The organism is Mesorhizobium sp. NZP2234 (assembly GCF_013170765.1).
Taxonomy (GTDB): domain Bacteria; phylum Pseudomonadota; class Alphaproteobacteria; order Rhizobiales; family Rhizobiaceae; genus Mesorhizobium; species Mesorhizobium loti_D.
The window spans coordinates 6,021,128-6,034,100 of record NZ_CP033364.1; the positions used below are offsets into that span (position 1 = coordinate 6,021,128).

At 62.2% G+C, this 12,973-nt stretch carries 8 protein-coding genes; 6 read left to right on the forward strand and 2 right to left on the reverse strand.

All coding sequences use genetic code 11. From position 1 onward, the window contains the following. Positions 1-108: 108 nt before the first annotated feature. On the reverse strand, positions 109-1,437 hold the full coding sequence (locus EB230_RS29215; RefSeq protein WP_056566292.1) for an aspartate aminotransferase family protein: 1,329 nt from the start codon (positions 1,435-1,437) through the stop codon (positions 109-111). 98 nt (positions 1,438-1,535) lie between these two features. Continuing rightward, a complete protein-coding gene (locus tag EB230_RS29220; protein WP_056566289.1) occupies positions 1,536-2,513 on the reverse strand; it encodes a LysR family transcriptional regulator in 978 nt (325 codons plus the stop codon). A gap of 120 nt (positions 2,514-2,633) precedes the next feature. On the opposite strand from EB230_RS29220, the gene EB230_RS29225 reads away from it, so the two are divergent. From EB230_RS29225 to EB230_RS29250, 6 genes are all read left to right on the forward strand, one after another. Then, entirely contained in the window at positions 2,634-5,090 is a 2,457-nt protein-coding gene (locus EB230_RS29225) for an FAD-dependent oxidoreductase (RefSeq protein WP_210261327.1), read from the forward strand. After that, positions 5,087-7,552, forward strand: coding sequence for an FAD-dependent oxidoreductase (locus EB230_RS29230; protein ID WP_065005675.1), 2,466 nt, complete (start codon positions 5,087-5,089; stop codon positions 7,550-7,552). The genes EB230_RS29225 and EB230_RS29230 overlap by 4 nt, the downstream gene beginning before the upstream one ends. A 14-nt stretch (positions 7,553-7,566) precedes the next feature. Continuing rightward, a complete protein-coding gene (locus EB230_RS29235; RefSeq protein ID WP_056566282.1) occupies positions 7,567-9,129 on the forward strand; it encodes a trimethylamine methyltransferase family protein in 1,563 nt (520 codons plus the stop codon). 145 nt (positions 9,130-9,274) lie between these two features. Further along, positions 9,275-10,240 (forward strand): glycine betaine ABC transporter substrate-binding protein, encoded by a 966-nt coding sequence (locus tag EB230_RS29240; RefSeq protein ID WP_172374447.1) that lies wholly within the window; start codon positions 9,275-9,277, stop codon positions 10,238-10,240. A gap of 144 nt (positions 10,241-10,384) precedes the next feature. Next, positions 10,385-11,422, forward strand: a complete 1,038-nt coding sequence (locus tag EB230_RS29245; protein ID WP_210261328.1) for a betaine/proline/choline family ABC transporter ATP-binding protein — start codon at positions 10,385-10,387, stop codon at positions 11,420-11,422. Then, positions 11,419-12,945 (forward strand): ABC transporter permease subunit, encoded by a 1,527-nt coding sequence (locus EB230_RS29250; protein ID WP_056566277.1) that lies wholly within the window; start codon positions 11,419-11,421, stop codon positions 12,943-12,945. Before EB230_RS29245 ends, EB230_RS29250 begins: the two co-directional genes overlap by 4 nt. Positions 12,946-12,973: the final 28 nt, after the last annotated feature.

Genomic DNA, 12,973 nt, shown 5'->3' on the forward strand with positions numbered 1-12,973 from the left:
CGCCGCCCGAAGGTGAGCGTACGGCAGCTTTCGGGCTTGGAGAGAGGATCGGCGGATGGCCACTATTCGATTCACTCTCCGTTGCCCATCGAACGCGGATATCAGTCATCAGAGTGTCGCTGTCCGGAAGCTGCGGACGAAGCGGTCCATTACGTCCTCGACATCCGCCATCGAAAGGCAAAGTGGCGGGCACATACGGATAACGTTCCGGTAGGGACCCGAGCGGCTCGCAACGAGGCCGTTGCGTCGGGTCTCCTCGAATACCGCGATTGCCGCCTCCGGTGCAGGTTCCTTCGTAGTCCCGTCTTTCACCAGTTCGATCGCAAGCATCAAACCTTGTCCTCTGATGTCGCCGATCAAGGGATACTGCTTCTTGAGTTCCTCCAGTCTCGTCTTCAGGGCGCCGCCAACGGCGCGTGCATTCTCTTGCAGTCGTTCTTCACGGATGACCTTGAGCACCGCGCGTCCGGCAGCGCATGCGACAGGATTGGCTCCGTAGGTATGAAACAGGAATTTATCAGCCATGGACTCGGCGACGTCTCGCTTCGCGATGACGGCGCCCAGCGGGATGCCATTGCCGACGCCTTTGGCGACAACGACAATATCAGGAACGACGCCATGGGATTCGAACGCCCAGAAGGCATCGCCCGTACGTCCGACGCCGGATTGCACTTCATCAATGATGCAAACGCCACCGGCTGCGCGAACGCGTTCGAAAGCGCCAGAAATATAGCCCTGGGGCATCGGTACGATGCCGCCGTAGCCCTGGACCGGCTCCACAATCATCCCGGCAAGCCGGCCGCTGGTCGAACTGGCTATGGCGCGCTCGACCTCGCCCAGATACGGCTCGACCCCTTCGCCATGAGCGCCACGATATTGGTTGGGCTCGGCCACGAAGGTCACGCCTCCAAGCTGGGGGACGGGGTGACGAAATCCCGAGATTCCGGTCACCGACTGAGCCCCGAAGGTGGCGCCGTGATAGCTCGAGGCAAGCGCAAGCATGTCGATATTGCCCGTATGCGTGCGCGCCATCAGCAAGGCGAGATCGATTGCTTCCGCGCCGCTGTTTGTGAAATGCACCACCCAGTCATGCCCCGCAGGCATCGTTGCAGCGAGTTCCTCGGCATACTGGGCGGGAACCGGATGATAGAACATCGTCGTACAGTGGGTCAGTTCAGCCAGTTGCTCGGTGGCCGCCTTCACCACCTGCGGGTGGGCATGGCCGACCGAAATGCAAAGGTTCATGCCAAGAAGGTCAATGTATTTCTGGTCCTTTTCGTCCCAGACGTATTGGCCTTTTCCACGCTTCAGGATCAGCGGCTCCTTGTAGGGAACGAACTTCCGCTGCGAAGCGGAATAGAAGCGGTTCCTTCGCTCGACGATGGACTCGGTCGACCAGTCGACCTCCAGATTCGAATGAACGTGAGGAGCATTCATGCCCGCCTCCTGCGTGTTTGAAACCGGGGGGATTGAACACAGAATGTGAAGGGCGCGCACGGGGCAAAATCGCCCATCAGGATAAATGATGGAGCCGATTAGTCATGCGATGCGGGACTGTCGACGACGTAGCAGTCGGCGGGAAGGTCGGGCAGGCGTGCGCTGATCGCTTGGGTCAGGACTTCGGCGGTGCGCGCGGCGAAGGCTTCCGGCAGGTTCCCCAGTTCGCGCTCCCGCGCGACGAGCAGGATGTTGCGCGTCAGTCCGGTGAAGGGCAAGGGGTGTACATCAATCTCCATGCCTTCGGCCAGGCCATCGATGAGCAGTGTTGGCGTCAGGATCGCAAAACCCATACCGGACGCGACCGGTGCCATCACCACACTGGAGCGGTCTCCTTCCATGGAGCGGGGTATCTCGATGCGCAGCCGGCTCAAATGCTGATCGACCCGCAGCCCCACCGGTGTCTCGCGCGAAAACCGTACGAAGGCGAGCTTCTTCGAAAGCTTCGTTATGTCACCGACATCCCCCGCGAACCCTTTCGGCGTCACCAGCAAGAACTTCTCAGTCATGATCGGATAGCGCGTAAGGCCTTCGATTTCAAAGAGTTCGCCGGATGTGACGGCGAGATCCGCTCGCCTGGCCCGCAGCAAGGCAACGTGGTCCGTAGCCAGGCCCGCGAAGAGGCTGAGCTCGGGAATGCCGAAGGTCTTGCGGGCAAGCACGGACAGGGCTGGCGCCAATGTTGTGGCGATGGATGCAAGGAGAGCGACGCGCAGCAGTGGCAGCGGCGCGGCATTGACGCGGCGCGCATCCGTGCGAAGCCCCTCGACCTCGGCCAGTATGACGATGGCGCGCCGATGAAGTGCTATTCCCGCCTTGGTAAGTTCGATCGGCCTGAGGTTGCGATCGATCAGGCTGACGCCAAGGGCGGTCTCCAGGTTCTTCAGATGCTGGGACGCTGCGGACTGCGTCATGCCCAGCATTTGCGCGGCTTGGGTGACATGTCTTGTCTCGACCACGGCGGCGAAAACCTCGATGGATCGGAACAGATTGAAATCGAAACTGCCGGTCTTCACTTACCAACTCCCAACGCATCGAGGCTTCATAAGTTTTCCTAATGTTGCAAAAATTCGGTTGAGTGCAAGTGGTTCGATGGAAAAGATCGCGCCGTTGCAACCAACAAAGGTATCGACTCGGTGAATGACAGCGCACGCATCGTGATCATTGGCGGCGGCGTCATCGGCCTGGGCATCGCCTATCATCTCGCCGAACTCGGGATGACCGATGTGGTCCTGCTGGAGCGCAACCAACTGACCAGCGGCACGTCCTGGCATGCCGCCGGGATCGTCGGCCCGCTGCGCGCCAGCCTCAACCTGACGAAGCTTGCGCAGTACGCGACGGAACTGTTTCCGCGCCTTGAGGAACTGACCGGACAGGCCTCCGGCTATCGGCGGACGGGCGGCGTTTGGCTGGCGCGACGGCCGGAGCGGATGGACGAGCTGAAACGCATCGCGCATATGGGCGATGTCTGCGGACTGAAGGTCGAGATCGTCGATCAAGCCAGCATATCGGAGCGCGTGCGCGGTATCGTCGTCGACGATATCGAGGGTGCGCTGTGGGTCGAGGAAGACGGTCAGGCCAATCCAGTCGACATCTGCGCGGCCTATGCAAAACGCGCCCGTGTCGCCGGCATTCGTATCCTGGAGGGGGTGGCCTGCGCAGGCTTCGTGACGAAGAACGGCCGCGTCGCCGGCGTCAAGCTCGCTTCCGGCACTATTATCGACTGCGAGACGGTCGTGAACTGCGCCGGCGCCTGGGCACGCGATATCGGCGCTCTTGTCGGCGTACCCGTGCCGCTGCAGGCCGTCGAGCATATGTATGTGGTGACGGAGCCGGTTGCGGGCCTGCAGGATCCGTTCCCGATCGTTCGCGACCTTGATGAATGCATTTACATCAAGGGTGATTCCGGAAAGCTGGTCCTTGGCGGGTTCGAGCCGAATGCCAAGATTTTTGACATTCGCGGACCGGCGGGCAGCAGGCCTTTCCTCGAATTGCCCGAGGATTGGAATCAGTTCGAGCCGTTCATGTCGGCTGGGCTGAAGCTTCTGCCGGCGCTCTCCGAAACCGGCATCAGGCACTTCATGAATGGCCCGGAGAGTTTCACACCCGACACAAGGCCGCTCATGGGAGAGTCACCATATCTGCGCGGTTTTTATGTCGCCGCCGGCTTCAACTCGACCGGCATGATGTCGTCGGCGGGAGCGGGCAAGGCTATGGCCGAATGGATCGTCGACGGAGAACCCGGCCTCGATCTGTGGGCGCTCGACATTGCCCGCTTCGACCGGTCCGCTGCGGCGCGGTCCTTCGTCGGGGCCAGGATGGAGGAGGCGGTCGCCGATCTCTTTCGCATGCACTGGCCCTACAAGCAGGCGACCGCGGGACGCGATATCAGGCGTTCCGGCTTTCACCAGGCCTTCGCCGATGCCGGTGCCGTGTTTGGCGCGCCAACCGGCTGGGAACGTCCGCTCTGGTTCGGCCAGGATGAGGCCGGTCGGACCCCCAACTATTCCGTGGGCGCCCAAAAATGGTGGGCTGCCGCCAAGGCCGAAGTCGACCGCATGTCTCGAGGCGTCGGCCTGTTTGAGCTCTCTCCCTTCACCAAGCTTGAGGTCACCGGGTGCGACGCGGTGAAGCTGATGCAGCATTTGTGTGCCAACGACATCGATGTCGCCGAAGGCCGCGCCGTCTATACGCAAATTCTCAACCCGCGAGGCGGCATCGAGGCCGACGTGACGGTTCTGCGAAGTGGCGAGGACACATTCCGGGTCATTTCCGGCGCGGCGACGAGACAGAAGGATCTTGCCTGGATTCGGCATCATGCACAGGATCTCGATCTCAATGCTTCGGTCTTCGACCTGACATCGTCCGAAGCCGTCCTCGGTGTCATGGGGCCACGTTCGCGCGAACTGCTGCAGAGCCTGACCGACGCCGATCTTTCAGATGCGGCGTTTCCGTTCTCGACCTCGCGGCGCATCGACATCGGAATGACCGATGTCCGGGCAACGCGTGTCAGCTTTGTCGGCGAACTCGGCTTTGAGCTCTACGTGCCGGTTGAGTGCGCGCAACATTTGCTGGCCACGCTCGCGGCGGCAGGCGCCGCGCACGGTCTTGTCTTCTGCGGTCACTATGCACTGGACGGCTGCCGGCTGGAAAAAGCCTATCGCCATTGGGGACACGATATCGGGCCAAAGGATACCCCTTTGGAAGCGGGCCTATCCTTTGCCGTATCCTGGAAGAAAGGCGATTTCATCGGTCGTGAAGCGCTGCTGGCGCAAAAGGCCGAAGGCGTGAAGCGCCGGTTGATGCACTTCGCGGTGGTGGACGCCAACCCGCTCCTTCTTCATGACGAACCCATCTACCGGGACGGAAAGCTTGCCGGCTTGACGACGTCGGGCGGTCTTGGTTTCCGCACCGACTTGAGCCTTTGCCTTGGCTACATCACTTGCGAGCCCGGCGAGACAGCGGCGCGGATGCAGGCGTCCCGCTACGAAATCGCAGTCGCCGGCACACGCCATGCGCTCCGGCCGCTCGACAGGCCCCCCTATGATCCGACTGGCGCCAGGATGCGCCCACGCGAGGAGAGAAACTCATGAGACAGCATGCCCGCGTCGTGATCATCGGCGGTGGCGCCATGGGCGTGTCCCTGCTCTACCATCTCTCCAAGCGTGGTTGGAGCGACGTCACCCTTGTCGAGAAGCATGAGCTCACCGCAGGCTCCACCTGGCATGCGGCGGGGCTTTGCACGCATTTCGCCCACAACGCCACGATCATGGCGATGCGCGCTCATTCGGTGCGGCTTTACCGGGAAACACTGACAGCCGAAACCGGGCTGCCGACCGGCTTTCACCCAAGCGGCGCACTGCGCATCACCCGGTCAAAGGATCGAATGGATGAATTCCGCCATGTGCAAGGCCTCGGCCGGTTCGTCGGTCATGATTTCCATATCCTGAGCCCGCGTGAACTCCAGGACATCTATCCGCTCTGCGTGACGAAAGGCATCATCGGTGCGATCTTCGAACCCAATGATGGTCATGTCGACCCGACGTTGGCGACCAATGCGATGGCGGTCGGCGCGCGCTCGCGAGGTGCCGAGATCATCCGCCACAATCAGGTCTTGGCAATCGAGCGCAAGGCATCGGGCGAGTGGCTTGTGCGCACGGCGCAAGGCGACATTGTTGCCGAGCATGTGGTGAACGCCGCCGGCACCTGGTGCCGCGAGATTGGCACCATGATGGGTCTTGACCTGCCAGTCGTGCCGATGCTGCACCAATATGTCGTGACCGACACCGTTTCAGAGATTGCGGACCGCATCGCCGCCGGGGCCAAGGAACTGCCGATCATCCGTGATCCGGAGGAGAGCTGGTATCTTCGCCAGGAGCGCGACGGCTACATTGTCGGCCCGTACGAGAAGTCGGCCCAGCCCTGGGCGGTCGACGGCGTCCCGCCGGCGTTCGGCATGGAACTGCTGCCGCCCGATCTGGACCGCGTGGAGCACATCATTGCACTGGCGATGGAGCGCGTTCCCGCGCTCGCCAACGCTGGCATCAAGACGGTGGTCAATGGTCCAATCACCTTCACGCCGGATGCCAATCCGCTGATCGGCCCGGCCTTCGGTCTCGGCAATGCATGGCTGCTGACCGGGTCGAGCATGGGTGTCATGGAAGGCGGCGGCGCCGGAAGCTTCCTTGCCGATTGGATCGTCGGCGGTGCGCCGCCAAGCGATGCGCTCGCCATCGATCCGCGCCGCTTCGGCAATTATGCCGACCGCGATTATCGCATCGACAAGGCGGTCGAAGGATTCGGCCTGCAATTCGGCATTCATTTTCCCAATGAGGAACGTGAAGCCGGACGCCCGCGCCGCACGACGCCCGCGCTGGACATGCAGAAAGACCAGGGAGCGGTGCTCGGTGCCGCCTATGGCTGGGAGCGGCCGAACTGGTTCGCCGCCGGCGGAGGCGATCGACACGTGCCGCTTACCTTTCGCCGGCCCGGCTGGTTCAATGCGGTGCGGGACGAATGCCTTGCCGTGCGCGACGGCGTCGGCGTCATCGACCTGTCGGCCTTCTCCAAGTTCGAGATCACCGGCGCTTGCGCCGGCGCATTCATGGCTTCTCTCGGCGCCAATCGGCCGCCGGCACGCCAGGGCCGCATAGGCCTCGTCCACGCGCTGACGTCAAAGGGCGGTGTTGCCTCGGAATTCACCGTGACGCGCCTTGGCGACGAGGCCTTTTATCTCACCAGCGCGGCGGTCGCCGAAAGGCACGACGAGGATCTGCTGCGCGTGCGCGCAGCCGCCTTTGCGGACGTCACGATCGAGAACGTAACCGAAAAGCGCGGCGTGCTGGCCATCATGGGCCCGCGCGCCCGTGACCTGCTCGAAACGGTGAGCGAGGTCGACCTGTCGAATCCTGCTTTCCCCTGGCTCTCGGCCCAGATCATTCGCATCGCCGGCATCAAGGCCGCGGCCCTCAGGGTCTCCTATGCCGGCGAGTTGGGATGGGAACTCCACGTCCAGCTTGTGCAGGTCGGCAATCTTTATGATGCGCTTACGAGGGCCGGCCGGCGTTTCGACCTGCGGCCGTTCGGTATCTACGCCCTGAACGCGATGCGGCTGGAGAAGGGCTATCGCGCCTGGGGCGCTGATCTGACGACGGAGCGAACGCCGCTGGAAGCCGGACTCGACACTCTGGTCAAAACCGAGGGGCGCGCTTTCGTCGGCCGCGAGGCCATGCTCGCACGCGTTGGCGACGGCGCCTGGAAAATGGTTCTTCTTGAAATCGACGATGACGGTCAACAGCTGCCCTTCTACGCCCATTCTGTCATGCAGGCGGATCGGCCTGTCGGCATCGTCACGTCCGGCGCCCACGGCTTCCGCATCGGCAAGACCGTTGCCCTTGCCTATCTGCGGCCAGGCATCTCGGCGGATGGGCTGACCGTCTCCATCCTGGGCAAGGAGTTCCCGGCGCGAGAACTGCCAGAACCCCCTTACGATCCCGGCAATTTGCGCGTTCGCGGCCTCGGTGCCGGCGAACCGGTTGCCTTGACCCCTGCCTGAGATCGGAGAAGAAAATGGACAAGGATGCGACGATCACGACCGAAACGTCAGCGCCACGAACCGGGGGCCGTGCTGGAAGACAGGGCAGCCGTACCGCGCAGCAGGCGCCGCGCCGTCCCTATATCAATCGCAGGATCGGCACCTTCAATATCCTGGACGAAGAAGGTTTGAGCCTGATCGAGGCGAACGCCGACCGGCTGCTCAAGGAAATCGGAATGGAGTTCCATGACGATCCCGAAATCCTTGATCTCTTCCGCAACGCGGGCGCCGACGTGCAGGGCACGAGGGTACGCTTCGAGCCGGGCATGTGCCGCAAGATCATCCGCGCCACCGCTCCATCCCAGTTCAAGCAACATGCCCGCAATCCCGCCAATACGGTTATGATCGGCGGCGACAACACCGTGTTATGCCCGTCCTGGGGGCCGCCTTTCGTCCACGACCTCGACCGGGGCCGGCGCTATGCCACGATCGGCGACTTTCGCGACCTGGTGAAGATCCACCACATGATCCCGCATTTGCACCATTCGGGTGGCGTCGTCTGCGAGCCTGTCGACCTGCCGGCCAACAAGCGGCACCTCGACATGCTCTACACGCATATCCGTCATTCGGACCGGGCGTTCATGGGCGCCTTCATCGGTTCCAAGCGGGCACAGGATGCGGTCGACATGGCCAAGATCGTCTTCGGCGAGGAATTCGTCGCCAACAACGCCGTGCTCTACAACGTGGCCAACACCAATGCGCCGCTCGTTCTCGACGCCAACATGTCCGGCTCTTTGAAGGTCTATGCTCGCAACAACCAGCCGGTCGCGTGCACGCCTTGGACGCTGGCCGGCGCGATGAGCCCTTGCACGGTCGCCGGCACGCTGGCGCAGGTGCTGGCCGAAGCGCTCGCCTGTCTCTCTCTCGTGCAGTTGATCAACCCGGGAGCGCCGTGCCTGATGGGGAGCTTCGCCAGCACCATCTCGATGCAGAGCGGCGCGCCGACATTCGGAACGCCGGAAGCGGGAAAGATGGTGCTTGCATGCGGGCAGCTGGCGCGCCGCGTTGGTGTGCCGTTCCACACGGTCGGCTCATTGTCGGCCTCCAAGCTTCCCGACGCCCAGGCCGAACAGGAAGCGACGTGGGGCATTCTAATGTCGATGTTTGCCGGCGCCAACGTGATCAATCACGCCACCGGCTGGCTGGAAGGCGGACTGGTCACCGGCTTCGAGAAGACCATCATCGACGCTGATCTCTGCGGTAAGGTCGCCAGCCTGTTCGAGGGCATCGATCTCTCGGTCAATGCGCAGGCGATGGAAGCGATCGAAGCGGTTGGACCGGGGTCGCATTTCCTTGGCAGTGCGCATACGCAGTCCAATTTCCTCTCTGCGTTCTACCGGTCGTCCAGCAGCGATAACAATTCCTTCGAACAGTGGAACGAGGACGGGCGGCTCGACGCCGCACAACGCGCCAACCGGCAGTGGAAGCGGCTGCTCGACGACTATCAAGATCCCGGCCTCGACCCGGCAATCGACGAAGCGCTGCAGGCCTTCATCGCTGGACGCAAGGCGAGCGAGCCTGACCAGGCCTATTTCTGAGCGGGACGTTTCATCGCGATGTGTAGCCTTATGCGGTCCATCGTTTTTCCTAATGCGAGGAAATTTAGGACGGATTGGCTGCACGTTCCGCTAACCTGCTGAATAGACTGAAACGAATTCAGCGCAACTTCGATTGGGGAACGACATGAAATACCACCTTCTTGAAAGAGCTTTCGGCGTCCTGCTTCTCGCGCCCGTCTCATCGGCGATCGCCGCTGACGTTACGATGCCTGATCCTAACTACGCCACCGCGACGGCGGTCATGAACGTCATCAAGGACGCCGCCGAGCAGGAACTCGGGCTGGACATCTCGACCGTCACCACAACCGCTGTTCCAGTGATCTGGGAGGCGATGGCACGCAACAAGGGCGAGGTCGACATCTGGCCGGACGTCTGGCTGCCGAATCAGCAGGGCCTGGTCGACAAATACGTAAAGGGTGCCGGCACCGTGAAGCTGGCGCAGAACGGCTACGAGGCCAAGCAAGGCTACTGCGTCACCCAGGTCACCGTCGACAAATACGGCATCAAGGATGTCTCCGACCTCGCCAATCCCGACAATGCCAAACTGTTCGATACCAATGGCGACGGCAAGGGCGAAATGTGGATCGGCGCATCGGGCTGGCAATCGACCAACATCGAGAAGGTTCGGGCCCGCGACTACGGCTTTGCCGATTTCTTCGACTTACAGGTGACCGACGAGGCGGTGGCGGCAGCTTCGCTCGACCGCGCCGCGAAAGCCGACAAGCCATGGGTCGGCTACTGCTACAGCCCGCACCAGAATTTCGCCCGCTACAAGCTCGCTTTCCTGACCGAGCCGAAAAATGATCCGGCAAAATTTGTCGTCGTGCAGCCCAACGATGACCCTCAATGGTTCGAAAAGTCGAAAGTCTCATCGGCCTATGCTGACACCACCGTGCACGTCGCTTATGCTGCCTCGCTTGCACAGCGTCAGCCCGATCTGGCCGCCGCGCTGGAGCGGACCCAGTTCAATCCGGACGACATCAGCAAATGGGCTTATGCGATCATCGTCGACAAGAAGCCTGCCGACGAGGTGGCCAAGGAGTGGATCAAGGCTCACCCCGGCGACGTCGCAAAGTGGTTCGGCCGCTGATCGTCGCGAAGCGCTGGAATTGCGCCCGCTGGCTGACCGGTCCTTGGCAGCCTGAAGATAAATCAGATGGGATAATCGTGGGCGCCCCTTGGCATGGCCTTATCGTTGAAAACTGACCTTCATCCGGCCGCTACCGCGATCGCGATGAGGGGGGTCTGGAAGGTCTTCGGCGCCCGCGCGCCGGAGGCAATGGCAGCCATCCAGCGCGATCGGCTGGACAGGGACGAAGTCATCAAGCGCTTCGGCTGCGTCGTGGGCGTAGCCGATGTAAGCATATCGGTCCGCCCGGGTGAGATCTTCTGCGTGATGGGCCTGTCGGGCAGCGGGAAATCGACGCTGATCCGCCACATCAACCGCCTTCTCGAACCTTCCGCCGGAGAGATTTTCGTCGACGGCGAGAACATCATGGCGAAAGCTCCGGCCGAACTGAGGGCGCTGCGGTCGCGCAAGATCAGCATGGTGTTCCAGAGTTTCGGGCTGCTTCCACACCGGACCGTGCGCGACAACGTGGCGCTTCCCCTAGAGATCCAGGGGGCCAGCAAGCAGCAGCGTTTTGATGTTGCCGAGGCAGCGCTCGCCAAGGTCAATCTTTCCGATTGGGGCGACCGCTATTGCCACCAACTGTCGGGCGGCATGCAGCAGCGCGTAGGGCTGGCCCGCGCGCTCGCGGCGGATTCGGCGATTCTCCTGATGGACGAACCGTTCAGCGCGCTCGACCCCTTGATCCGGCGGCAGCTTCAGGATGAATTCCTGGCGTTGTCGCGTTCGATGGGCAAAACGGTCGTCTTCATCACCCACGATCTCGACGAGGCGATCCGCATCGGCGACCGCATCGCCATCATGAAGGATGGCGTCATCATCCAGATCGACACGCCCGAGGATATCGTCACCGTTCCCAAGCACGATTATGTCGCCAAGTTCGTCGCGGACATATCGCGGCTGAAGGTGATCACCGCCGGTCGCATCATGGAACCTGTCGAGAGCTTCAGAAGGCGGAACCCTTCAGGGCTGGACCTAGAGCGATTGCGCAAGGTGAGTTCCCAGCAGCCACTGGGCGAGCTTGTGGAACTCGCGGCGCGAGATGCCGCGCCGCTCGCGGTGATAGACGGCGACGGGGTCGTTGGCGGTATCGTCGACCGGCAGGTCCTTCTAGAAGGGTTGCGAAAGGGCGGACGGTCGTGAACGCCTATGATCCGGTTTCCAAACAGCCGCTCGAGCAGGATCGATCGGCGGAGAATCGTCTCGTCGCGGAATTCGTTGTTCAAAACCCGGCCTATTATGTCGATGCGTTCGCGCGCATAAGGCGCGCGCGCAACTCCGTCTGGCCGTTCAATGTCACTGCAGCCCTGCTCGGGCCGGTATGGGCCGCCGCCCGTGGCATCGTGGTCCTGTTCTGGATCGCTTTTTTCCTCGAGATGTTCGCCGTCGTGCAAATCGGCGTTGGCGTCGCCGGCAACCTTGGCACGGCCGAACAGGCACGCGCCGAGCGGCTGACCAAGCAGGCGACAGCACGCGAAGAACAGGCAAAGGCCGCGGAGGCAGCGGGAGCGGACAATGCCGCGGGCTTGAAATCGTCGGCGGCAGCCCTGCAGAAGGCGGCAGACGCCGCGAATTCGCAGGCGGACGCAGCCAAGGGGAAGGCCCCCCTGCTGATAGGGTTGGGCCTCTTCACGTTGCTGCTGGCCAAGCTTGCGAGCGGCTTTCTTGCCAACCGGTTGCTTGAGCGACGGTTTGCGCGATGGCGATCGACGCCCACGATGGGGCACGGAATCAGCTACCCTCTTTCGCTGTGCGCTCTCGTTTTCTGCATTCTGGCTTACGGGTTCTCAGCCTATCGCTTTGCCGGGGCGGCGCCGGCCGCCTGGCTTACGGTCGCGCCGTCAAATCGCGACTGGCAGGCTGCCCTGTCCTCGACCCTGGATGGGCTGATGGAGGGGATTTCCCATGCTGGAGAAGGCTTTTTTGGTGCGATAACCGGAGCCATCTCCCTGGTGCTGGACGGGCTGTCCTACGCGCTGACGGGAATGCCGTGGCCTGTGACCATGGCGATCATCCTCATTCTGGCCTGGCAACTAGCCGGGCCGCGCGTCGCTATCTTCACCGCCGCGGCACTCGCCTATCTCGCCGTCCTTGGTTTCTGGGAAAAGAGCCTTGAAACAGTCGCTCTGCTGGGCACAGCCGCGATCCTCTGCCTGGTGATCGGCATCCCCCTCGGCATCTGGTGCGGGCGCCGGCCGCGCGTCTACACGGCGCTGCGGCCGGTGCTCGATTTCATGCAGACGATGCCCGCCTTCGTTTATCTTATCCCGGTCATTGCTTTGTTCGGCATTGGTAAGCCGCCCGGAGTCATAGCCACGCTGATCTTCGGTACGCCGCCCGTAGTGCGCTTGACCGCGCTTGGCTTGCAAGGCGTCCCTCCGGCCATTCGGGAAGCAGCGCAAGCTTATGGTGCCACGAAATGGTTTGTCTTGACACGCGTGGACCTTCCGCTCGCGATGCCATCCATCATGGCTGGGATCAATCAGACGATCCTGATGTGCCTTTCGATGGTTGTCATCGCATCGCTGATCGGCGCGAAGGGCCTAGGCGAGGATGTCTTGAACGCCCTTCAATACGCAGCCGTGGGGCAGGGCCTTATGGCAGGCTTCGCGATCCTACTGTGCGCCATGATCATTGACCGGATTGTACAGGGACGAACCAGGTAGGGCTCGCATAAATGGATGTGGGCGCGGT